This window comes from Arthrobacter sp. UYP6 (genome assembly GCF_040547315.1).
In the GTDB taxonomy this organism is placed as follows: Bacteria; Actinomycetota; Actinomycetes; order Actinomycetales; family Micrococcaceae; genus Arthrobacter_B.
In genome coordinates, this window is sequence record NZ_JBEPPM010000007.1 from 51,394 (window position 1) to 72,787 (window position 21,394).

Below are 21,394 nucleotides of genomic sequence, written 5' to 3' on the forward strand. Positions count from 1 at the left end.
CTCAGGTCCGGTGATCGGGCTGCGACTTGGGAATACGCATGGTAATCAGGGTTCCGGCGCCCGGGGCGGTATCGATGACCAGGCCGTGGTCCTCGCCGTAGACCTGGCGCAGCCTCACATCCACGTTGCGCAGCCCCACATGGTCGCCGTCCGCGTGCCCGGCCAGAACAGCGCGTAGGTACTCGGGATCCATTCCCACACCGTTGTCCTCGACGGTGATCACCGCGGAGGAACCCGCGTCGGAGGCCGTGATTGTAATGTGCCCCTCGCCGTCGGCCGCTTCCAGCCCGTGCCGCACGGAGTTTTCCACCAGCGGCTGGAGTGACAGGAACGGGATCACGGTTCCCAGAATCTCCGGCCCGATCTGCAGGCTGATCTTCAGCCGCTCGCCAAACCGGGCGCGCTCCAGGAGCAGGTAGCGGTCAATCGACTCAAGCTCCTCTGCCACGGTGGTGAAATTTCCGCTGCGCCGGAAGGAATACCGGGTGAAGTCGGCGAACTCCACCACCAGCTCGCGTGCCCGTACCGGATCCGTGGTGATGTAGGAGGCAATGGCGTTGAGCGAGTTATAGATGAAGTGCGGGCTGATCTGGGCGCGCAGGGCACGGACCTCGGCTTCCATCAGCAGGGTCCGGGAGGTGTCCAGCTCAGCCAGCTCCATTTGGGCGGCCACCCAGCCGGCCACATCGTTGGCGGCCCGGACCAGTCCTGCGCTGACGGAAGGTGCAAAGACAGCGAGCGCACCAACGGTTTTGCGGTTCACCTGCAGGGGGCACACCAGCAGCTGCCGGCCGCCGCCGTCGTCGTCGAACCCGAGGGCGCGCAGCGAGGCGCCGCGGAACACCCGGGTCCGGCCGTTCTCCAGCACCGTACCGGAGGCCGCCAGCAGCCGGGCGCGTGACTCGGGGGTGTCCGGCATCGTGCCTTCCCAGGCCAGGACGGCAGCCGCGTCGGCAAGGATCAGTGTGTCGCAGCCAAGCAACGCGCGCAGGTGACGGGCGGCCTTGCCGGCGCCGGAGGCGGTGAGCCCGGTACGCAGATGACGGGAGGCGAGGGTGGCGGTGTGCAGTGCGGCGTAGGCGGCCCGCTCCGTGTCCGACCCGAGGTCCCGCTGGGAGCGGCTGAGCCGGTACCCCAGCGCGGCGATCACGGCCACGGTCAGGAGTGCGACGGCGCAGACCACGGCGATGTCGACGGCAGGGCTGAACATGCCCCTACCCTAGCCGCACGATTCGCTGCACCGTTCACCGCAGGGAAATGACCGCTCGGCGAGGCGGCCGCGGTGAAACTGGTGCGGACGTGCCAGCCATAGGAAAGTGGTGGCGATCACAGTTTTATGTGCGTGCTGTCCGGAACCGTGCTGCCCCTTGGGCGGCTTGCCGTGCTGACGTGCCCAACTCAAGGAGGAGCGATGGCAAGAAAGCAACCCCAGCAATCGGGCGCCCATGCGGCGCCGGTTGACTTCACGGAGGTTCAAAAATCTCCCGAACTGCAGGAGCTGCGCAAGCGGCAGCGCAGTTTCATTTTCCCGATGGCCGTAGTTTTCCTGCTCTGGTACTTCGCGTACGTCCTGCTGGCTGACTACGCCCACGGCTTCATGTCCACCCCGGTCTGGGGAAACATCAACATTGGCCTGATCCTGGGCCTGCTGCAGTTCGTCACCACCTTCGGCATCACCATGTGGTACGTCAGCTACGCGAACCGCCGGATGGATCCCATTGCCGCGGACCTGCGGGAAAAACTTGAGGCCAAGGGCGTCCGGCGTCCGGAGGAGACCAAATGAGTACGGTGAACATCACGGCGGCCGAGGTGTCCGCTGAAGCTGTCCGGGAAACCGGCTGGCTGAACATGCTGATCTTCGGCCTGTTCGTGGCAGTGACGCTCATCGTCGTGCTGCGGGCCAGCCGCAACAACAAAACTGCGGCGGATTACTATGCCGCAGGCCGGTCCTTCACGGGACCGCAGAACGGCACGGCCATTGCCGGTGACTACCTGTCAGCGGCGTCCTTCCTGGGCATTGTGGGTGCCATTGCCATCAACGGCTATGACGGCTTCCTGTACTCCATCGGCTTCCTGGTCGCCTGGCTGGTGGCTCTGCTCCTGGTAGCTGAAATGCTGCGCAACACCGGCAAATTCACCATGGCCGATGTGCTCTCCTTCCGGCTGAAGCAGCGCCCGGTCCGGATCGCTGCCGCCATCACCACACTGGCGGTCTGCTTCTTCTACCTGCTGGCCCAGATGGCCGGCGCCGGCGGTCTGGTGTCCCTGCTGATGGGCATCGATTCCAAGATCGGCCAGTCCGTGGTCATCACCGTGGTTGGCGCGCTGATGATCATCTACGTACTGATCGGCGGCATGAAGGGCACCACCTGGGTGCAGATCATCAAGGCCTGCCTGCTCATTGCCGGTGCTGCCATCATGACCATCTGGGTGCTGGCCATGCATGGCTTCAACCTCTCCGCACTGCTGGGTTCCGCGGTGGAAATGTCCGGCAATCCTGAGCTCCTTAACCCGGGTCTGCAGTATGGCAAGAGCGGCACCACCCGTTTGGACTTCGTGTCGCTGGGCATGGCGCTGGTGCTGGGCACCGCCGCCCTGCCGCACGTGCTGATGCGCTTCTACACTGTGCCCACGGCTAAGGAAGCCCGACGTTCAGTGGTGTGGGCTATCTGGCTGATCGGCATCTTCTACCTGTTCACCCTGATCCTGGGCTACGGCGCTGCTGCTCTGATCCCTGCCGAGACCATCAAGTCCGCTCCCGGCGGCGTGAACTCAGCTGCTCCGCTGCTTGCCTTCGCCCTGGGCGGGCCGGTGCTGCTGGGCTTGATCTCCGCCGTCGCGTTCGCGACCATCCTGGCTGTGGTGGCCGGACTGACCATCACGGCGGCGGCCTCCTTTGCGCATGACATCTACGCCAACGTGATCCGCAAGGGCAAGGTGGACGCCGACGGCGAGGTCAAGGTTGCCCGCCGCACGGTGCTGGTGATCGGCGTTGTTTCCATCCTCGGCGGCATCGGTGCCCAGGGGCAGAACGTTGCCTTCCTGGTGGCCCTCGCCTTCGCGGTGGCGGCCAGCGCCAACCTGCCCACCATCCTGTATTCGCTCTACTGGCGCCGCTTCAACACCCAGGGCGCCATCTGGAGCATGTACGGCGGGCTGATCTCAGCCATTGTGCTGATCATCCTCTCCCCGGTGTTCTCCGGCGCGCCTACGTCGATGGTTTCGGGCATCGACATCTCCATCTTCCCGCTGAACAACCCGGGCCTGGTGTCCATTCCGCTGGCCTTCTTCCTCGGCTGGCTGGGAACGGTCCTGGGCAAGGACGACGAGTCGCCGCAGAAGCAGGCAGAGATGGAAGTCCGGTCCCTGACCGGCGTGGGTGCGGAAAAGGCAGTGGACCACTAGCGTCTTTTCGCCCCGCAGCTCTCTAAAGACGCCCGGCTTCGTACTTTGGTACGGGGCCGGGCGTTTGCGTGTGCTGCTCCGGTCAGCCCGGATCAGGCATGGCTTGCCCCGCATTCCCGCGTTCCAGCAGCGGTGTCACCCGGAAGGGAATGAGTTCGCCCATGGCCAGGTTGGTGTCACAGCGTTCCACACCGGATACGGCCAGGATGGCCTTGTTGACCCGGAATAGGTCTTCGGCGTCTTCAGCCACTACGCGCAGCAGGATATCGGCGTCGCCGGTCAGGCCGTGGGCCTCCACCACCTCGGGGATGCAGGCCAGCTGTTCGGTGATGGCGGTCAGCCGTTGCTGCTGCACATGCACGTGCACAAAAGCCATCAGCGGATAGCCCAGTGCCGCCGGGTTGATCCGGCGCTCGAAGGAAAGGAACACCGACCTCTTTTCCAGCTGGGCGAGCCTGGCCTGGACGGTGTTGCGGGAAATCCCGAGAGCCGAAGCCAAAGCAACCACGGTGCGTCGGGGATCCCGGGCCATGGCAAGGAGCAGTCGGGTGTCGGTACTGTCCAGCAGGGGCATAGTGCGAAAGATTAGCACGGCCCGACGGCGGCTCGTAGGGCATAGTGCTCAGCGAAAGTGCCGGCGGTTGTGCCACCTGATGAGTGTGAGTAGTGTCACATATATCCGGGCAACGTCGCCCGGGCATCGGTTCGGCCCCGCCACCCCTGGGGCCCAACACGGAAGGATGCGTACCGACGTGTCTCTGCATACTCCTGTTCGACCGCCCCACGACGCCGGCAACACAGCTGCCGGCTCCTACGTCCAGCTGATCCGCCCCGACGGGTCCCGGGCATCTTCTTCCTACGACCACTGGGTCTGCGATGTGGACGCCGATCAGCTGCGCAGCCTTTACGAAGACATGGTGGTCATCCGCCGGATCGACACGGAGGCCACAGCACTCCAGCGCCAGGGCGAACTGGGCCTCTGGCCTCCGCTGCTGGGACAGGAAGCCGCCCAGATCGGCTCCGTCCGCACCCTCCGCCCCAGTGACTTTGTGTTCGGCAGCTACCGCGAAAACGGCGTCGCCTGGTGCCGCGGCGTTGATCCGGAATCCCTCATGCGGGTGTGGCGCGGCAATGCCGCAGCCGGCTGGGATCCGTTCAGCGTCAACATGGCTCCCACCCAGGTCATCATCGGCGCGCAGGCGCTGCACGCAGCCGGCTACGGCATGGGTGTGGTGGCCGACGGAACCGACGACGCCGTCATCACCTACTTCGGCGACGGCGCTACCAGCCAGGGTGACGTAAACGAGGCGATGGTCTTCGCAGCCAGCTTCCACACGCCCGTCGTCTTCTTCTGCTCCAACAATCACTGGGCCATTTCCGAGCCCGTGGGGCTGCAGGCACAGGTGCCGATCGCCAACCGGGCTCCGGGTTTTGGCATCCCGTCCGTCCGGGTGGACGGCAACGACGTCCTCGCCGTCATGGCGGTGACCCGAGAAGCTCTTGACCGGGCGCGCAGCGGGGGAGGCCCCAGTTTCATTGAAGCCGTGACCTACCGGATGGGCCCGCACACCACGGCGGACGATCCCACCCGGTACCGCGACGCCGCGGAACTGGAGCAATGGCGGGCCAAGGATCCGATCAGCCGGGTTCAAGCCCTGCTGCGGTCCGAAGGGCTCTTCACCGACGACTTCGCCGCCTCGGTCACCGCCCACGCCGATGCGGTAGCTGCCGAGCTGCGCGAATCGTGCGTCAACATGCCTCCGCCGCCGGCGCTGGACGTCTTTGCACATGTGTACGCCGAGCCCAACTCCTGGCTGGAAAACCAGCAGGAAGAATACGCCCGGTACCTGGCCGTCTACGGCACTGAAGGCGACGGCGGATCAGTCTCCGCGGACGGCGCCGGAGCGAACGGAGAACCCGCATGAGCAGCATGACTTTTGGCCGGGCCATCAACGCCGGGCTGCGCGCCGCCATGGACAACGATCCCAAAGTGGTCCTGATGGGTGAGGACATCGGCACCCTTGGCGGAGTATTCCGCATCACCGACGGGCTCAAGAAGGACTTCGGCGGCTCGCGGGTCATCGATACGCCGCTGGCCGAATCCGGGATCATGGGCACCGCCGTGGGGCTGGCCTTCCGTGGCTACCGCCCGGTGGTGGAGATCCAATTTGACGGGTTCATCTACCCGGCCTTTGACCAGATTGTCTGCCAGGTGGCCAAGATGCACTACCGCACCCGCGGTGCGGTCAAGATGCCGCTGACCATCCGGGTGCCGTTTGGCGGCGGCATCGGTTCGCCCGAGCACCACTCGGAGTCTCCGGAGGCGTATTTCACTCACACCTCCGGGCTGCGCGTGGTCAGCGTCTCCAATCCGCAGGACGCCTACACGATGATTCAGCAGGCCATCGCATCGAATGATCCGGTGCTGTACTTCGAGCCCAAGCGCCGGTACCACGTCAAGGGCGAGGTCAATGAAACGCTCGACGGCGCGCTGCCGCTGGGTTCGGCGCGCGTGGTCACCCAGGGCACCGACATCACCCTGGTGACGTACGGTCCGCTGGTGATGACGGCCGTTGACGCCGCCGTGGCCGCTTCCGATGAGGGCGTCTCCGTGGAGGTCATTGACCTGCGCTCGCTGTCACCGGTGGACTTCGCCACGGTGGAAGCCTCCGTGCGCAAGACCGGCCGGCTCGTCATCACCCATGAGGCCGGGAAATCCGGCGGTGTGGGGGCTGAGATCTCTGCCAGCATCACCGAGCGCTGCTTCGACTTCCTGGAACACGCCCCCGTGCGCGTCACCGGGTTTGACGTTCCGTACCCGTCCTCCAAACTGGAACACCACCATCTACCGGATCTTGACCGGATCCTCGACGGTGTGGACCGGGCGCTGCGCCGGCCCAATTCCCTGAGCGGCGCTTCGGCCGCGGGCGCTGCGGCGCCGGCGCTGGAAGGAGCGGGTCTGTGATTAAGGAATTCCGGCTGCCGGACCTGGGCGAAGGTCTCACCGAGTCCGAGATCGTCAGTTGGCACGTGGCAGTGGGGGACAAAGTCACCCTGAACCAGGTCATCGCCGACGTCGAAACCGCCAAGGCAGTGGTGGAGCTGCCCTCTCCCTACGCGGGCACCGTGACACAGCTCCACGAGCAGGCCGGAACGGTAGTGGAAGTCGGTGCCCCCATTGTGTCCTTTGACGTGGGCGGCGGCACCGCGCAGGGTATTGCGCCGGTTGGCTTCTCCGCAGCCGAAACGCCGAAACGCACACCCAACCTTGTGGGCTACGGGGCGGTGCCGGAGAAGTCCGGCCGTCCTGCCCGGCGTCGTTGGCTTACCGAAGCGCAGCCGGTGGCGGCTTCCGCGGATACTGCCGCGGTTTCCGTCCCTGCTGCTGTGTCTGCGGTATCGGAGCCTCCTGCACAGGTTCCGCCCGCTGAAGCCGTTGAGCGGCCGCGGTCCACCCCTCCGGTGCGCAAACTGGCACGTGATCTTGGGGTGGCCCTGGAACAGGTGGTGGGAACGGGCCGGGACGGGCTGATCGTCCGATCCGACGTCACCCGGGCTGCGGATCAATCAGGAGAGGTGTCCGGCACGGTTGAAGATCCCTCGTCGGACGTCGGCCAGGGGCTGCAGCCGCCGTCGTCGTCTGAATCCTCGCCGTCTGCGGCCTCGGCAGCGGAGGATGCCCGGCCATCCGGTGGCGATGCCGTCCGGGAGGAGCGGATTCCGATAGCCGGGATGCGCAAGCACATCGCAGCGGCAATGGTGGACAGCGCCTTCACTGCACCGCACGCCACCGTCTTCCTGACCGTGGATGTGAGCGAATCCATGGAGCTGCTGGCGCGGCTTCGCGGGCAGAAGGCGTACGAGGGCGTGAAGCTGACACCGCTGACACTGGCGGCCAAAGCAGTGTGCCTGGCGCTGGCGCGGCACCCGGCGCTGAACTCCCGCTGGGACGAGGGCGCCCGGGAAATCGTGCAGTACCGCTACGTGAACCTGGGCATTGCTGCCGCTACGCCTCGCGGCCTGATGGTCCCGAATATCAAGGATGCGCAGGGCCTGGGGCTACGCGAGCTGGGGGCCGCCGTAGGTCGCCTGACGCAGACCGCTCGGGCGGGGAAAACTACGCCGGCCGACCTCTCCGGCGGCACATTTTCAATTTCCAATGTGGGGGTTTTCGGTGTGGATGCCGGTACGCCCATCCTCAATCCGGGGGAAGCGGCCATCCTGGCGCTTGGCGCAGTTCGGGAACAGCCCTGGGTCTACCAAGGCTCTCTCGCAGTGCGCCGGGTCATGACCCTGAGCCTGTCCTTTGACCACCGGGTGGTGGACGGAGAGCAGGGCGCCCGCTTCCTCAGCGAGGTGGGAACGGTGCTGTCGGATCCCTCGATGGCGCTGGCGCTTATGTAGCCGCTCTGGGCGTTTTTTTTGGGGGGGGGCGGAGTGGCGTTGTCTCTGCGCTCGGCGCCGGAGCCGTGCGTGAGGATCGAGTGTCGCGGTTTTGTCCCTTACCCCGCTCGAGTGTCGCGTTAATGCTGTTCTCCGCGCGTGGGGGTGGCGTTGTCTCTACACTCGGCGGGGCGGGGTGGCGTTGTCTCTACACTCGACGCCGGGGAAGCGTCCCGGAACCCCTCCGAACACAGAAAACCCGCCGGCCCTGTTCGGGGCGGCGGGTTCTGGCGCAGGATGCGGTGGTGTCGGCGGAGCATCCGGGTGGCATGTCACACCACGGGGCTGCGCTAGCTCAGCTCGAGCTCAAGTTCCCGCACCACGGCGCCGCGCGCGTTGGCGAAGCCCTGCGCCTCGCCGACCACTTTGAAGCCGTACTTTTCCAGAATGGCAATGGAGCTGGCGTTGTCCGCCACGGCCCGGGCCCGGATGGGGCGCTCGGCAAATTCCTCCAGGAACTGGCCGACAGCGGCCGTGGTGATTCCCTGGCCCCAGCGCGCGGTGTCAATCCAATAGCTGATCTCCGGCACGCCGCCTTCACGGTAGGCGAGGATGCTGCCTACCACCACGCCGTCGGCCACGATCGTGCGAACCGTGATGGTGGGATCGTTGAGGATGTTCTGCCAGTGATGATCAAACACACCGCGGTCAGAAGGATTCTTGGCGGCAAACGCCGCCATATGGTTGGCACTTGGATCCAGCTGGTGGGAGAAGAATTCATCCAAATCGGCGGGAACTACGGCACGAAGCTCAATCACAGCAGGTCTTTCTGCTCGAGGGGTTTGGTCCAGACTACTAGGCATTCAGGGCGGCCCATGCCATGGTTTCAAGCAGCGACCTCAGCCGTGCCGTTTCCCGGGGATTCATTTTTCCGTGCAGCGTGTGCGAGGTGGAGTTGATCAGTCCGAAGACTGCCTGCGCCCGGTGCCGTAGCAGCGGAAGTCCGCAGTCGGGATGCAACGCGGCAAGCGCATCAACCCAGACCTCCACATACTGGCGCTGAAGCAACCGCACAGTGCGTTCGTCCTCGGCGGGCAGGCTGTTGAGGTCCCGGTCCTGAACCCTGATCACGTTGGCCTGGCGCAGGGCAAAGTCCACCTGGAATTCCACCAGTCCGCGCAGGGCAGCTTCTGCTGTGGAGGACTCGGCCACCACGGCCTTTCCGCCGTACAGCAGGTCCTCGCTCACGCCGACCAGCAGTGCCGAAAGCACCGCCGGTTTGCCGCTGAAATGACGATAGACGGCGGGGCCGCTGACGCCTGCGGCCGCACCGAGCTCTTCAATGGACACCCCGTTATAGCCGCGCTCGGCGAAGAGCGCTGCGGCGGCATCAAGCATCGCTGCCCGGCGGGAAGCCTTTGCCAGGCTGCGCCCGGTGGTTCGGGGGCCGGGGAGGGGTGCCCCCTGTTTGGGCTGGGTTGCTGTGGATGCTTCTTCTTTGGCTGCGTCCATGCCAACCTTTCCGGCAGATTAGATTCCAAGAGCAACTTCTATTGTGGTGGACAGGTGAGTTAATAACCAATAACCTGATTTGAGTTAGCCGTCATTAACTGGTGGTTGGCAGTTCCGGAGCAGGGGAACCGCCCTCCGCGCTAAGCAGAGAGACGTCAATGGAGACCCTTGCAACCCGGCTGGATCCCGCTTCACCCGAGTATTCCCGGAATACCGCCGAACAGGGCGAGCTTGTGCAGGACCTGCGCAAACGGCTGGCCCAGGCCGCACTGGGCGGGCCCGAACGGTCCCGTGAACGCCACTCCGCCCGGGGCAAGCTGCTCCCGCGTGACCGCGTGGACCGGCTGCTTGATGAGGGAAGCCCGTTCCTGGAGATCTCCCCGCTGGCCGCGGACGGCATGTACAACGACGAGTGCCCCGGGGCGGGCCTGATCGCGGGCATCGGCCTGGTGCAGGGACGGCACGTCATGGTGCTGTCCAACGACGCCACCGTCAAGGGCGGCACCTACTATCCGATGACGGTGAAAAAACATCTTCGGGCCCAGGAAATTGCGCTGGAAAACCGCCTGCCGTGCATTTATCTGGTGGATTCCGGCGGAGCGTTCCTGCCCAAACAGGATGACGTTTTTCCGGACCGGGAACACTTTGGCCGGATCTTCTACAACCAGGCACAGATGTCCGCACGGAAGATCCCGCAGATTTCCGCTGTGCTGGGCTCCTGCACCGCCGGCGGCGCCTACGTACCGGCGATGAGCGACGAAACCGTCATTGTGCGCAACCAGGGCACCATCTTCCTGGGCGGCCCCCCGCTGGTGAAGGCCGCCATCGGGGAAATCGTCACGGCCGAGGAGCTCGGCGGGGGTGACCTGCACTCGCGCGTCAGTGGCGTCACCGACCATCTGGCCGACAATGACGCCCACGCCCTGGAGATCGTACGCACCATCGTGGAAACCCTGCCCGAACACACCCCGGCGTGGGAGATCCTGCCCACCCGGCCGCCGTCGTACTCCGAGGAGGAAATTTACGGGGCGGTGCCCGCGGACCTGCAGACCCCCTACGACGTGCGCGAACTGATTGCCCGGCTGGTGGACGGCAGCGAGTTTGCTGAATTCAAGAAGGAATACGGCGCCACCCTGGTCACCGGTTTCGCCCGCCTGCACGGACACCGCGTGGGCATCGTGGCCAACAACGGGGTCCTGTTCTCCGAATCAGCGCTCAAAGGCGCCCACTTTATTGAACTTTGCGACCAGCGCGGTATTCCCCTGATCTTTTTGCAGAACATTTCCGGGTTCATGGTGGGCCGGGACTACGAGGCCGGCGGGATCGCCAAGAACGGCGCCAAAATGGTCACCGCCGTGGCCACGGCCCGGGTGCCCAAGCTGACAGTGATTGTGGGCGGCTCCTTCGGTGCCGGGAACTACTCGATGTGCGGCCGCGCCTACAGTCCGCGCTTTTTGTGGATGTGGCCGGCTGCGCGGATCTCGGTCATGGGCGGCGCCCAGGCCTCCTCGGTGCTGGCCACCGTCAAGCGGGACCAGCTCGAAGCCCGCGGCGAGGACTGGCCCGCCGACGCCGAAGAAGCCTTCAAAGCACCCATCCTCGACACCTACGAAACTCAGGGCAGCCCGTATTACTCCACGGCGCGGCTGTGGGACGACGGCGTCATTGACCCGGCGGACACCCGCACGGTCCTGGGCCTGGCCCTGGATGTGTGCGCTAACGCCCCGCTGCCGGAGACCTCCTTCGGCCTCTTCCGGATGTGAGGCAGAAATGACCGAGAAACTTTTTGACACGGTCCTGGTGGCCAACCGGGGCGAAATTGCCTGCCGCATCATCGCCACGCTGCGCCGGATGGGCATCCGCTCCGCCGCGGTCTACAGCGACGACGACGCCGGGGCCCGCCACGTGCGGGAGGCCGATGTTGCGGTGCGGCTGGGTCCGGCCGCACCCCGGGAAAGCTACCTGAAGGTGGATGCCGTCCTGGCCGCCTGCCGGAGCGTCGGCGCGCAGGCCGTCCACCCCGGCTACGGCTTCCTCAGCGAGAGCCTGGATTTTGCCCGTGCCCTGGACGCGGCGGGGATCGTGTTCATTGGCCCCGGGATGAAGGCGCTGGAACTGATGGGGGACAAGATCCGGTCCAAGAACCATGTCTCCTCCCACGGCGTGCCCGTGGTTCCCGGCATCGCCGAACCGAACCTGAGCGATGAGCAACTCATTGCTGCCGCGGCCGGGGTGGGGTTCCCGCTGCTGATCAAGCCCTCCGCCGGCGGCGGCGGCAAGGGCATGCACGTGGTGGAGCGGGCGGATCAGCTGCCGGACGTCCTGCCCACTGCACGCCGGGTGGCGGCTTCGGCCTTCGGCGATGACACCCTGTTCCTGGAACGGCTCATCGCGGTGCCCCGGCACATCGAAGTCCAGATCCTGGCGGACACACACGGCAACGTCATCCATCTGGGGGAGCGGGAGTGCTCGCTGCAGCGCCGGCACCAGAAAGTCATTGAGGAAGCGCCGTCCGTGCTGCTGGATGAGGCCACGCGTGCCCGGATCGGCGAGGCCGCGTGCGAGGCCGCCCGGTCCGTGGACTACACCGGCGCGGGAACCGTCGAGTTCCTGGTCTCGGACGCCGCACCGGGTGAGTTCTTCTTCATGGAAATGAACACCCGGCTGCAGGTGGAGCACCCGGTGACGGAAATGGTCACCGGCCTGGACCTGGTTCAGGAGCAGGTGCGCATCGCCGCCGGAGAAAAGCTGGACCTGGACCAGGGCGACATCCGGCTGGACGGACACGCCGTGGAAGCCCGGGTGTATGCGGAAAATCCCGCCAGGGACTTTCTGCCCACCTCCGGCACCGTCCATTTCCTGCAGGAGCCGTCCGGGGAGGGGATCCGCGTGGACTCCTCCCTGCTGCCGGGCCTGGCGGTCTCCTCTTCCTACGATCCAATGCTGGCGAAGATCATCGCCTGGGGTCCGGACCGGGACACCGCGCTGCACCGGCTGGATGCGGCGCTGGCGCAGACGGTGATTCTGGGCATCGGCACCAACATCGAATACCTGCGCCTGCTGATCAATGACCCGGATGTTCGGGCCGGGCGGCTGGACACCACCATGATCGAGCGGAAACTGCCGGATCTGGCCTTCCGCCGGCCCGCCGAACCGGAGCTGATCGCCGCAGCCCTGGCGACAGTGTCGGATCTGGCGGCCCCGGGAACCCGGGGGAGTTCCGACACCTCCCCGGCGTCGTCCGGCGTAGCATCAACGGCGAGTTCCCCCTGGCGCCGCGGCGACGGCTGGCGGCTGGGTGTGCGGGCTCCACTGAGCCTGGTCTTCGCGGCGGCTGACCCCCAACTGCCCGACGACGTCGTCACAGTCCGCTCCGGTGCCGCAGACAGCGCCGCCGATGCTGCCGCCGCCGACTCCGCGGTCAGCGTCAGCGTCAGCGTCAACGGAGGACCGGAGCGGCGCGCGTCGCTGCTGCGGGACGGCCCCCGCACCCTGGTGACCGTCGACGGCGTCGTGCACCCGCTCACCCTGGTTTCCGTTCCGGGGCAGGGCGGCGGGCCGGGCGTCCTGTGGATCGCCGACGCCGGCTATGCCGCACCGCTGCGGCGCAGGACCCGGACCGAGCTGCTGGCCGCCGAGCGCGCCGCAGCCGGACGGGCCGAGGGTGCCGCAGATCCGGTGCTGCGCTCGCCGATGCCCGGAACCGTGGTGGCCGTGGCCGTGGCCGACGGCGACCGGGTCACCGCCGGGCAGCCGCTGCTGCGCGTGGAGGCCATGAAAATGGAGCACCAGCTTGTTGCCCCGGCGGCCGGCGTCGTCTCGGTGAACCTGCGCCCCGGTGACCTGGTCAGGGCCGACCAGGTGCTGGCCGTGGTGACACCCGATCCGGAACCCGCAGAAGAAGAGTCATCCAAGGAACCCGCACCACGCTCGGCGGCCACTTCCGCCGCAGGGACAGCCGAACCGCTAGAAGGAGCAGGACATGCCGGACTTTGAATTGAGCCAGGATTACCAGGACCTGGTGGACATGGTCCGTGACTTCGCGGACACAGTGGTGGCTCCCGTTTCCGCCCAGCACGACGAGGAGCACAGCTTCCCGTACAAGCTGGTGGCGCAGATGGGGGAGATGGGCCTGTTCGGGCTGCCGTTCCCGGAGGAGTTTGGCGGTATGGGCGGCGACTATTTTGCGCTGGCGCTGGCGCTGGAGCAGCTGGCCCGGGTGGACCAGTCGGTGGCCATCACCCTGGAAGCCGGCGTGTCCCTGGGCGCGATGCCGGTCTACCGCTTCGGCACTGAGGAGCAGAAGCAGCAGTGGCTGCCCCTGCTGGCCTCCGGAGAGGCGCTCGCCGGTTTTGGGCTCACCGAGTCGGAGGCCGGATCCGACGCCGGCGGCACCCGTACCAAGGCGCACCGCGAGAACGGGCAGTGGGTGATCAACGGAACCAAGCAGTTCATCACCAACTCCGGCACCGACATCACCCGCCTGGTCACCGTCACCGCTGTCACCGGAACCTCCGAGGTGCCGGACGGCCAGGGCGGAACCACGGTCAAAAAGCAGATTTCCACGATCCTGGTGCCCACCGACACCCCCGGTTTCACCGCGGAAAAGGCGTACAACAAGGTGGGCTGGAACGCCTCCGACACCCATCCGCTGACCCTGGACAACGTCCGCGTTCCGGAAGCCAACCTGCTTGGTGCCGAGGGCCGGGGTTTCGCCAACTTCCTGCAGATCCTGGACGAGGGGCGCATCGCGATTGCCGCCCTCGCCACGGGGGCGGCACAGGGCTGCGTGGAGGAGGCGCTGCGGTACGCCAAAGAGCGGCAGGCGTTCGGCGCGGCCATAGGCACCAACCAGGCCATCTCCTTCAAAATTGCCCGGATGCAGACCCGCGCCCACACCGCCCGGCTGGCCTACTACGACGCCGCCGCCAGAATGCTGGCCGGCAAGCCGTTCAAGACACAGGCCGCCATGGCCAAGCTGGTGGCGGGCGAGGCCGCCATGGATAACGCGCGGGACGCCACCCAGATCTTTGGCGGCTACGGCTTTATCAACGAATTCCGGGTGGCCCGGCACTACCGCGACTCCAAAATCCTGGAGGTGGGCGAGGGCACCACCGAGGTTCAGCTGATGCTCATCGCCCGGGAGCTGGGGCTCTAGGATAGGCGGAACACTCCGGTTGGAGCGTGCGGCAAATCAAGCGTGCGGCGGGTTGGTCAAGGACGATTAACGAACGGACGGATTCATGATTGACAAGGTGGTAGGCACGGCTGCCGAAGCGGTGGCCGACATCCCCGACGGCGCATCCCTGGCGGTGGGCGGCTTTGGGCTCTGCGGAATTCCGGTGGCACTGATCGATGCCCTGCATGAGCAGGGCGCCACCGATCTGGAGACCGTCAGCAACAACTGCGGGGTGGACGACTGGGGGCTGGGCCGGCTGCTGGCCGATCACCGCATCCGCCGCACCGTGAGCTCCTATGTGGGGGAGAACAAGGAGTTTGCCCGCCAGTTCCTGTCCGGAGAGCTGGAGGTCATCCTGACTCCGCAGGGGACGCTGGCCGAGAAACTGCGGGCCGGCGGAGCCGGGATTCCCGCCTTCTATACCAGCGCCGGGGTGGGCACACAGGTCAGCGAGGGTGGGCTGCCGCAGAAGTACGACGCCGTGGGCGAGGTGGTGCAGGCCTCGGACCCCAAGGAGGTGCGCACCTTCGGGAACGCACCCTTTGTGCTGGAGGAGTCCCTGACCCCGGATTTCGCACTGGTGCATGCCTGGAAAGGGGACCGGCACGGAAATCTGGTGTTCGCCGCCACCGCCATGAACTTCAACCCGCTCTGCGCGATGGCCGGAAAGATCACCATCGCCGAGGTGGAGGAACTGGTGGAACCCGGGGAGCTTGACCCTGCGCAGGTTCACGTTCCCGGCATCTTCGTTCAGCGCGTAGTCGCAACGGGACCGGGGGAGAAACGAATCGAAAAACGCACAGTGACTTCCGCGGCAGCTGCACCTTCCCAGAAGGAGGCCTGACATGGCCCTGACACGTGAAGAGCTGGCCGCCCGGGTGGCCAGCGAACTGGAGAACGGGCAGTACGTCAATCTCGGCATCGGCATGCCCACCCTCATCCCCAACTACATTCCCGAGGGAGTGGAAGTGGTGCTGCACTCCGAAAACGGGGTACTCGGCGTCGGGCCCTATCCGCTGGAAGAGGACCTGAACGCGGACCTGATCAACGCGGGCAAGGAAACCGTCACCGTGAATGCCGGGGCCTCGTTCTTTGACTCCGCCGCCTCCTTTGGCATGGTCCGCGGCGGGCACGTGGACGTGGCCGTGCTGGGCGCCATGGAGGTGGCCGCCAACGGTGATCTGGCCAACTGGATGATCCCGGGCAAGATGGTCAAGGGGATGGGCGGAGCCATGGATCTGGTGTTCGGCGCCAAACAGCTGATCGTGATGATGGACCACACAGACCGCAACGGCAATCCGAAAATCGTCACCGAATGCTCGCTGCCGCTCACCGGGCGCGCCTGCGTGGACCTGATCATCACTGACCTTGCCGTCATCGAAGTGGGTCCGGAGGGGCTGATCCTGCGCGAAACCGCGCCCGGCGTCAGCGTGGACGAGGTACTTGCCGCCACCGGCGCACCCCTGGAGGTGGACCTTGACGTATGAGGAGCCGGACGCCGGCACCGAAGAGCTGGCCATGGCACCCCGGGTGGTGGAGCAGCGTGGTCTCTGGTTCGAGGAGTTCGAACCCGGGGTGATCTACCGGCACCGTCCGGGCCGCACGGTTACCGAGGCGGACAACGTCTTGTTCACCACCCTGACCATGAACACGCAGGGACTGCACCTGGATGCGGCCTACAGCGCTGAGCAGCCATTTGGGCAGCGGCTGGTTAATTCCATGTTCACGCTGGCCACCATGGTGGGTCAATCCGTGGGCCAGCTGACCCAGGGCACCCTGGTGGCGCAGCTGGGACTGGGTGAGATCAGCTTTCCACACCCGCTCTTCCACGGGGACACCCTGTCTACGGAGACCGAAGTGCTGGATAAGCGGCTCTCCGGTTCCCGGCCGGGGCAAGGAATCGTCACTCTGGCCCATACCGGCAGGAACCAGGACGGCGAGGTGGTGGGACGGTGCACCCGCACCGCGCTGGTCTGGACCCGGGCCGCCGGCAGTGCCGGCTGACGGGGCCGATCCGGCGTCGGTTTTGTGGGCATGTCGGGGCGGAAGGATAGGTTGAAGGCAACGATTCATACAGAAACAATTCACGTTTAGAGGAGACCCGCGTGACCACATTCCCTATGGGACCTGCACTGCTCTTCTGCCCGGGCGACCGGCCTGAACGGTTCGCCAAGGCAGCCGACCGGGCAGATGCGGTGATCCTGGACCTGGAAGACGCCGTCGCGCCCGGCGACAAGGACACGGCCCGCCGAAACCTCATTGCCTCCAGCCTCGATCCGGCCACCACTATGGTGCGCGTGAATCCCGTGGGGACCGACGACTTCAAGAAAGACCTCGAGGCTCTGCGGCAGACCCCGTACCGGACGCTGATGGTGGCCAAGTCCGAAGACGCCTCGGCCATGGGGGAGGCGCTCGCCGACTTCACCGTCGTCGCGCTGCTGGAAACTGCTCTGGGCGTGGTCCGCGCGTCGGAGATTGCCCAGCTCTCCTGTGTTGCCGCCCTCATGTGGGGCGCCGAGGATCTGATGGCGTCCCTGGGCGGGGACTCCAGCCGCGGCCCGGACGGCACCTACCGCGGCGTGGCGCAGCAGGCACGTGCCACGGTGCTGCTGGCCGCCGGAGCATTCGGCAAGGGCGCCATTGACTCGATCTACTCCAACATTGCGGACACCCCGGGCCTGGAGGTCGAGGCGCGCGACGCCGTGGCCTCCGGATTCGCCGCCAAGGCCTGCATTCATCCGGGACAGGTGGCAGCGGTCCGGGCGGCGTATGCGCCGTCCGAGGATGAAGTTTCCTACGCAGCGGATGTGATTGCCGAAGCGGTCAACCACGGCGGGGTGTTCAGTTTCCGCGGCGAAATGATCGACGGCCCGCTGCTGAAGCAGGCACAGCTGATCCTGCGCCGGGCGGGCCGCTGACGCTCGCCTGTTGACGGTGAGTCCGCTGGTCCGCTGATCTGATGGCCGTGCGCCGATCCGGGGCCTGTCCGGGGCCGCCGTCTCCGGGCTGCCGGGGCGGGTTTCGCCGGCAGCCCGGGACACCGGGCGCGGGCTGCGCTACCTTCGAAAGATGCGCATAGTCATAGCAGGAGCCCATGGACAGATTGCCCGCGAACTGGGCAGGCTGCTCGCCGCCCATGACCATGATGTGGCCGGCCTGATCCGGAACCCGGACCACGTGGCGGATCTCGAGGCCGACGGCGTCGCCCCGGTGATTATGGACCTGGAGAACAGCACCACCGACGACGTCATCCAGGTCCTGACCGGCGCCGATGCGGCGGTCTTCGCTGCGGGCGCGGGACCGGGCAGCAGTGTGGAACGCAAGGACAGCGTTGACCGTGGCGCCGCAGTGCTGCTGGCCGAGGGCGCTGAGCAGGCCGGCGTGGCCCGGTTTGTCCAGATTTCCTCCGTCGGGCTGGACGCGGTGAGGGACGGAGCCCGTCCCGACGGCCTCGCAGATGCCATGTACGCCTATCTCATAGCGAAGCTCGCCGCTGAGGAGGATCTGGTCACCCGGGACCTGGACTGGACCATCCTTCGACCGGGTCGGCTGACGGATGATCCCGCGGTGGGGCTGGTGAATCTGGCTCCGAGCGTGGAGGCTGGCAGCATTCCCCGGCATGACGTGGCCGCCGTCCTCGCGGAGCTGATGAACACTGGCCGGGGCAGCCGGCAGATCCTGGAAGTCGTCTCCGGCTCCGAGAGCATCCCCGATGCCGTGGCGGCCCTGCCCATCACGCTTTAGCCGCCCGTTCCTATGCCGTCAGGTCCCCGTGTGGGCAGATATGGCGGGAGGTCTGGGCCCTTCCACCAACGTGTGTGCAGATATGGCGACTCGGAGTGAGGCGAAGCCGCCAGAGCTGCACACCGGATGAGACGGTGGGGGCGCGAAGCCGCCAGAGCTGCACACTGGATGGTCCTGTCGGAATCCTTCGTGCTGATCAGGGTCTTGTTCGGTCCGAATAGGTCCGTTTGCCCCCGTTAGCTGCACGAATATCTGCACGAGCGATTGGCGGGCTGTCCGTTTGGTCCCGTTATCTGCACAAGGGATCCGGGGCAGGCGAGCATCCTCGCCCCACCGGGTCCTGCTGCACTGACAAGGCCGTCGAAGTCCAGGGGGTGGATGCCGCTCCCTCCGACCGGGTCTTTGACGCATGGCCTGTGAAGTCTTCCAGGCGCTCCCAGGCAGTTCCGGTCCCTTTGGAGGCTTCCCAACCGTCGCGGACCTTGCCGGTGCGCGATACTGGAAGGATGCAGCTTTCAGGAATTCCCGGCACCCCGTCCGCAGCCACCGGCCGCCCCTTCGGCAGCACCGACGGCGTGCCCCGCCGCGTGGTGCTTCTGGGCTCCACCGGGTCCATCGGTACCCAGGCCATTGACGTGGCAGACGACGCCCCTGAACTCTTCACCATTGTTGCCCTCGCCGCCGGCGGGTCCAACCTTGAGCTGTTGGCCCGGCAAGCCGTGCACACCCGGGCTGCCGCAGTGGGCTGCGCGCTGGTGGACACCGCCACCCTGCACAAAGCGGTGCAGGACGCCGCCCGCGACGCCGGTGTTACGGACTACGATCCGGAGCTGTTCACCGGACCGTCCGCCGCCACCGCTATTGCCGCCTGGCCCGAAGCGGAAGTGGTCCTCAACGGCATCACCGGCTCTATAGGCCTGGAACCCACCCTGGCAGCGCTTGCCGCCGGACATCTGCTGGCACTGGCCAACAAGGAATCCCTGATTGTGGGTGGGGAACTGGTCAAGCGCGCCGCCGCTCCCGGGCAGCTGGTGCCCGTGGACTCAGAACACTCCGCGCTGGCCCAGGCGCTGCGGTCCGGCACCGCACAGGAAGTGGACCGGCTGATAGTCACGGCCTCCGGGGGGCCGTTCCGTGGCATGAAACGGTCAGAGCTGAAGAACGTCACTCCCGACCAGGCGCTGGCCCACCCCACCTGGAAGATGGGCCGCGTGATCACCACCAACTCCGCCTCCATGGTCAACAAGGCCCTGGAGGTCATTGAGGCCCATCTGCTCTTCGACGTTCCGCTGGAGCAGATCGACGTGGTGGTGCATCCCCAGTCGATAGTGCATTCCATGGTCCAGTTTGTGGACGGCTCCACCATTGCCCAGGCTTCACCCCCGGACATGCGCCTGCCCATCGCCCTGGGCATGGGCTGGCCGCACCGCGTTCCGGGAGCCGCCAAGCCGTGCGACTGGACCAAGGCCACCGAGTGGACGTTTGAGCCGCTGGACGTGGAAGCCTTCCCCGCCGTCGAGCTGGCTAAGCGCACCGCTGCAGCCGGTGGCACCGGCATGGCGGTGTACAACGCAGCCAATGAGGAGGCCGTGGACGCCTTCCACGACGGTCTCATTGGTTTCACAGACATCGTTGATACGATCTCCGCCGTACTGGCTGAACACTCTGACTCCGCGCCCCTGACGCTGGAGTCGGTGCTGGCTGCGGAACAGTGGGCCCGTACCGCGGCACGCAAACGCTGCGGGAGGTAGGTCTCCGCCCCGGCGTACCCGCCGCGCACTGATCCGCACCGATCCGTTGTCCCCCTGACCCGAAGGAAATTCGTTGAACGTTCTGCTCTTCATCTTGGGCGTCCTGTTCGTGGCGGTGGGAATCGCCGTGTCCATTGCCCTGCACGAAGTGGGCCACCTGGTGCCGGCCAAGGCCTTCAAGGTCCGGGTGACGCAGTACATGATCGGGTTCGGTCCCACCGTGTTTTCCCGGCGTCGCGGCGAAACCGAATACGGCGTCAAGGCGCTGCCGCTGGGCGGTTACGTGTCCATGGTGGGCATGTATCCACCCAACAAGGCCGACGACGCCGACGGCACCGTGCGTGCCTCCAGCACCGGAATGTTCCAGCAGCTGGCTACGGACGCACGTGCCGCCGCAGCGGAGCAGCTGCAGCCCGGCGACGAGAACCGGATGTTCTACAACCTGCCGATCTGGAAGCGCATCATCGTGATGCTCGGCGGGCCCTTCATGAACCTGCTGATCGGTGTTGTGCTTTTCGCCGTGCTGCTCATGGGCTTCGGCACCGCTCAGAGCACCACCCGGCTCGCCGAAGTCAACCAGTGCGTGATCACCTCGGACCAGGCGGCACAGGGCCAGACGGAATGCACCGAGGCTGATCCGGCCGCCCCGGCGTACGAGGCAGGGCTGCTGCCCGGTGACACCATCACCTCCTTTGACGGGCAGCCGGTGGCCGGCTGGGACGATCTTTCGGCCCGGATCAAGGAAGCCGCCGGCCGCTCAGTGCCCGTCACCTATGAACGCGACGGTGTGGAACAGAGCACCCTGATCACCCCGCTGCTGACCGAACGTCCCGTGGCCGACGACGACGGCGCCCCCCAGACGGACGACAACGGTAACCCGGTGACCAAGGAGGTCGGCTTCATCGGCGTGGCCGCCGCCACGGAACTGGTCCGGCAGCCGGGCACCGAAGTCCTGCCTGCGGTCGGAGAGAACCTGCAAAGCATTGCCGGTGTTATCGTCAACCTGCCGCAGCGCGTGGTGGACGTGGGCAAGGCGGCCTTCTCCTCCGAAGAACGGGATCCGAACGGACCCATCAGCGTGGTGGGGGTGGGCCGCATTGCCGGCGAAATCTCCGCCCTCGAAGAGGTGCCGGTTGCCAGCAAGGTGGCAACCCTGATTGGCCTCGTAGCCAGCGTTAACCTGGCGCTGTTTGTGTTCAACCTGATTCCGCTGCTGCCGCTGGACGGCGGCCACGTGGCCGGAGCGCTCTGGGAAGGACTGCGCCGGCGCACCGCCAGACTCTTCAAGCGGCCTGACCCCGGGCACTTTGACCTGGCCAAAATGCTGCCGGTGACCTATGTGGTGTTTGCGCTTCTCATGGGAATGAGCGTGCTGCTGATCTACGCGGACATCGTGAAACCGGTGAGCCTGTTCAACTAG

Annotated in this window: 19 protein-coding genes; 15 read left to right on the plus strand and 4 right to left on the minus strand. The window is 66.2% G+C overall.

Features of this window, described 5'->3' with window-relative positions:
* Position 1: 1 nt before the first annotated feature.
* Positions 2-1,210: a sensor histidine kinase gene (locus ABIB35_RS07710; RefSeq protein WP_354180282.1), complete on the minus strand. Its 1,209-nt coding sequence runs from the start codon at positions 1,208-1,210 to the stop codon at positions 2-4.
* Positions 1,211-1,411: 201 nt separating this feature from the next.
* Here ABIB35_RS07710 and ABIB35_RS07715 point away from each other — a divergent pair, with 201 nt between their 5' ends.
* Positions 1,412-1,783 carry a DUF485 domain-containing protein gene (locus ABIB35_RS07715; protein ID WP_354180283.1) on the plus strand — a complete coding sequence of 124 codons (372 nt, stop codon included), beginning with the start codon at positions 1,412-1,414 and terminating at the stop codon, positions 1,781-1,783.
* Complete coding sequence (locus ABIB35_RS07720) at positions 1,780-3,405, plus strand: monocarboxylic acid transporter (RefSeq protein WP_354180284.1); 1,626 nt, start codon at positions 1,780-1,782, stop codon at positions 3,403-3,405. Before ABIB35_RS07715 ends, ABIB35_RS07720 begins: the two co-directional genes overlap by 4 nt.
* Positions 3,406-3,487: 82 nt before the next feature.
* Here ABIB35_RS07720 and ABIB35_RS07725 read toward each other — a convergent pair whose 3' ends face one another.
* Positions 3,488-3,979 carry an Lrp/AsnC family transcriptional regulator gene (locus ABIB35_RS07725; RefSeq protein ID WP_354180285.1) on the minus strand — a complete coding sequence of 164 codons (492 nt, stop codon included), beginning with the start codon at positions 3,977-3,979 and terminating at the stop codon, positions 3,488-3,490.
* Positions 3,980-4,145: 166 nt separating this feature from the next.
* On the opposite strand from ABIB35_RS07725, the gene pdhA reads away from it, so the two are divergent.
* The 3 genes from pdhA to ABIB35_RS07740 are packed head-to-tail and all read left to right on the plus strand — an operon-like array spanning position 4,146 to position 7,809.
* Entirely contained in the window at positions 4,146-5,330 is a 1,185-nt protein-coding gene (gene pdhA / locus ABIB35_RS07730; protein ID WP_502915748.1) for a pyruvate dehydrogenase (acetyl-transferring) E1 component subunit alpha, read from the plus strand.
* Entirely contained in the window at positions 5,327-6,370 is a 1,044-nt protein-coding gene (locus ABIB35_RS07735) for an alpha-ketoacid dehydrogenase subunit beta (protein ID WP_354180287.1), read from the plus strand. Before pdhA ends, ABIB35_RS07735 begins: the two co-directional genes overlap by 4 nt.
* On the plus strand, positions 6,367-7,809 hold the full coding sequence (locus ABIB35_RS07740; RefSeq protein ID WP_354180289.1) for a dihydrolipoamide acetyltransferase family protein: 1,443 nt from the start codon (positions 6,367-6,369) through the stop codon (positions 7,807-7,809). Before ABIB35_RS07735 ends, ABIB35_RS07740 begins: the two co-directional genes overlap by 4 nt.
* Positions 7,810-8,138: 329 nt before the next feature.
* Here ABIB35_RS07740 and ABIB35_RS07745 read toward each other — a convergent pair whose 3' ends face one another.
* A complete protein-coding gene (locus tag ABIB35_RS07745; RefSeq protein ID WP_354180291.1) occupies positions 8,139-8,606 on the minus strand; it encodes a GNAT family N-acetyltransferase in 468 nt (155 codons plus the stop codon).
* A gap of 37 nt (positions 8,607-8,643) precedes the next feature.
* Positions 8,644-9,300, minus strand: a complete 657-nt coding sequence (locus ABIB35_RS07750) for a TetR/AcrR family transcriptional regulator (protein ID WP_354180293.1) — start codon at positions 9,298-9,300, stop codon at positions 8,644-8,646.
* Positions 9,301-9,458: 158 nt separating this feature from the next.
* On the opposite strand from ABIB35_RS07750, the gene ABIB35_RS07755 reads away from it, so the two are divergent.
* The 10 genes from ABIB35_RS07755 (at position 9,459) to ABIB35_RS07800 (ending at position 21,394) form a co-directional block, all read left to right on the plus strand.
* Positions 9,459-11,063, plus strand: a complete 1,605-nt coding sequence (locus ABIB35_RS07755) for a carboxyl transferase domain-containing protein (protein WP_354180295.1) — start codon at positions 9,459-9,461, stop codon at positions 11,061-11,063.
* A gap of 7 nt (positions 11,064-11,070) precedes the next feature.
* The gene (locus ABIB35_RS07760; RefSeq protein ID WP_354180296.1) at positions 11,071-13,296 is read left to right on the plus strand and encodes an acetyl/propionyl/methylcrotonyl-CoA carboxylase subunit alpha; all 2,226 of its coding nucleotides are present in this window, start codon (positions 11,071-11,073) and stop codon (positions 13,294-13,296) included.
* Positions 13,283-14,458, plus strand: a complete 1,176-nt coding sequence (locus tag ABIB35_RS07765; protein ID WP_354180297.1) for an acyl-CoA dehydrogenase family protein — start codon at positions 13,283-13,285, stop codon at positions 14,456-14,458. Before ABIB35_RS07760 ends, ABIB35_RS07765 begins: the two co-directional genes overlap by 14 nt.
* Before the next feature lie 85 nt (positions 14,459-14,543).
* Positions 14,544-15,323, plus strand: coding sequence for a CoA transferase subunit A (locus ABIB35_RS07770; RefSeq protein WP_354180299.1), 780 nt, complete (start codon positions 14,544-14,546; stop codon positions 15,321-15,323).
* 1 nt (position 15,324) lies between these two features.
* Positions 15,325-15,966, plus strand: coding sequence for a 3-oxoacid CoA-transferase subunit B (locus ABIB35_RS07775; RefSeq protein WP_354180301.1), 642 nt, complete (start codon positions 15,325-15,327; stop codon positions 15,964-15,966).
* Positions 15,967-15,997: 31 nt separating this feature from the next.
* A complete protein-coding gene (locus ABIB35_RS07780) occupies positions 15,998-16,483 on the plus strand; it encodes a MaoC family dehydratase (protein WP_354180458.1) in 486 nt (161 codons plus the stop codon).
* A 116-nt stretch (positions 16,484-16,599) separates the two neighbouring features.
* Positions 16,600-17,397: an HpcH/HpaI aldolase/citrate lyase family protein gene (locus ABIB35_RS07785; protein WP_354180460.1), complete on the plus strand. Its 798-nt coding sequence runs from the start codon at positions 16,600-16,602 to the stop codon at positions 17,395-17,397.
* A 151-nt stretch (positions 17,398-17,548) separates the two neighbouring features.
* Positions 17,549-18,223 (plus strand): NAD(P)H-binding protein, encoded by a 675-nt coding sequence (locus ABIB35_RS07790; RefSeq protein WP_354180303.1) that lies wholly within the window; start codon positions 17,549-17,551, stop codon positions 18,221-18,223.
* Positions 18,224-18,729: 506 nt separating this feature from the next.
* Entirely contained in the window at positions 18,730-19,974 is a 1,245-nt protein-coding gene (gene dxr, locus ABIB35_RS07795; RefSeq protein WP_354180305.1) for a 1-deoxy-D-xylulose-5-phosphate reductoisomerase, read from the plus strand.
* A 73-nt stretch (positions 19,975-20,047) separates the two neighbouring features.
* Positions 20,048-21,394, plus strand: a complete 1,347-nt coding sequence (locus ABIB35_RS07800) for a M50 family metallopeptidase (protein ID WP_354180306.1) — start codon at positions 20,048-20,050, stop codon at positions 21,392-21,394.

Excerpts from the sequence above, each read along its gene's own strand:
- ABIB35_RS07760 (WP_354180296.1), top strand. The coding sequence starts at position 11,071 with ATGACCGAGAAACTTTTTGACACGGTCCTGGTGGCCAACCGGGGCGAA.
- ABIB35_RS07735 (WP_354180287.1), top strand. The coding sequence starts at position 5,327 with ATGAGCAGCATGACTTTTGGCCGGGCCATCAACGCCGGGCTGCGCGCC.
- pdhA (WP_502915748.1), top strand. The coding sequence starts at position 4,146 with ATGCGTACCGACGTGTCTCTGCATACTCCTGTTCGACCGCCCCACGAC.
- ABIB35_RS07750 (WP_354180293.1), bottom strand. The coding sequence starts at position 9,300 with ATGGACGCAGCCAAAGAAGAAGCATCCACAGCAACCCAGCCCAAACAG.
- ABIB35_RS07755 (WP_354180295.1), top strand. The coding sequence starts at position 9,459 with ATGGAGACCCTTGCAACCCGGCTGGATCCCGCTTCACCCGAGTATTCC.
- dxr (WP_354180305.1), top strand. The coding sequence starts at position 18,730 with ATGCAGCTTTCAGGAATTCCCGGCACCCCGTCCGCAGCCACCGGCCGC.
- ABIB35_RS07775 (WP_354180301.1), top strand. The coding sequence starts at position 15,325 with ATGGCCCTGACACGTGAAGAGCTGGCCGCCCGGGTGGCCAGCGAACTG.
- ABIB35_RS07715 (WP_354180283.1), top strand. The coding sequence starts at position 1,412 with ATGGCAAGAAAGCAACCCCAGCAATCGGGCGCCCATGCGGCGCCGGTT.
- ABIB35_RS07710 (WP_354180282.1), bottom strand. The coding sequence starts at position 1,210 with ATGTTCAGCCCTGCCGTCGACATCGCCGTGGTCTGCGCCGTCGCACTC.
- ABIB35_RS07790 (WP_354180303.1), top strand. The coding sequence starts at position 17,549 with ATGCGCATAGTCATAGCAGGAGCCCATGGACAGATTGCCCGCGAACTG.
- ABIB35_RS07785 (WP_354180460.1), top strand. The coding sequence starts at position 16,600 with ATGGGACCTGCACTGCTCTTCTGCCCGGGCGACCGGCCTGAACGGTTC.
- ABIB35_RS07725 (WP_354180285.1), bottom strand. The coding sequence starts at position 3,979 with ATGCCCCTGCTGGACAGTACCGACACCCGACTGCTCCTTGCCATGGCC.
- ABIB35_RS07770 (WP_354180299.1), top strand. The coding sequence starts at position 14,544 with ATGATTGACAAGGTGGTAGGCACGGCTGCCGAAGCGGTGGCCGACATC.
- ABIB35_RS07780 (WP_354180458.1), top strand. The coding sequence starts at position 15,998 with ATGGCACCCCGGGTGGTGGAGCAGCGTGGTCTCTGGTTCGAGGAGTTC.
- ABIB35_RS07765 (WP_354180297.1), top strand. The coding sequence starts at position 13,283 with ATGCCGGACTTTGAATTGAGCCAGGATTACCAGGACCTGGTGGACATG.
- ABIB35_RS07720 (WP_354180284.1), top strand. The coding sequence starts at position 1,780 with ATGAGTACGGTGAACATCACGGCGGCCGAGGTGTCCGCTGAAGCTGTC.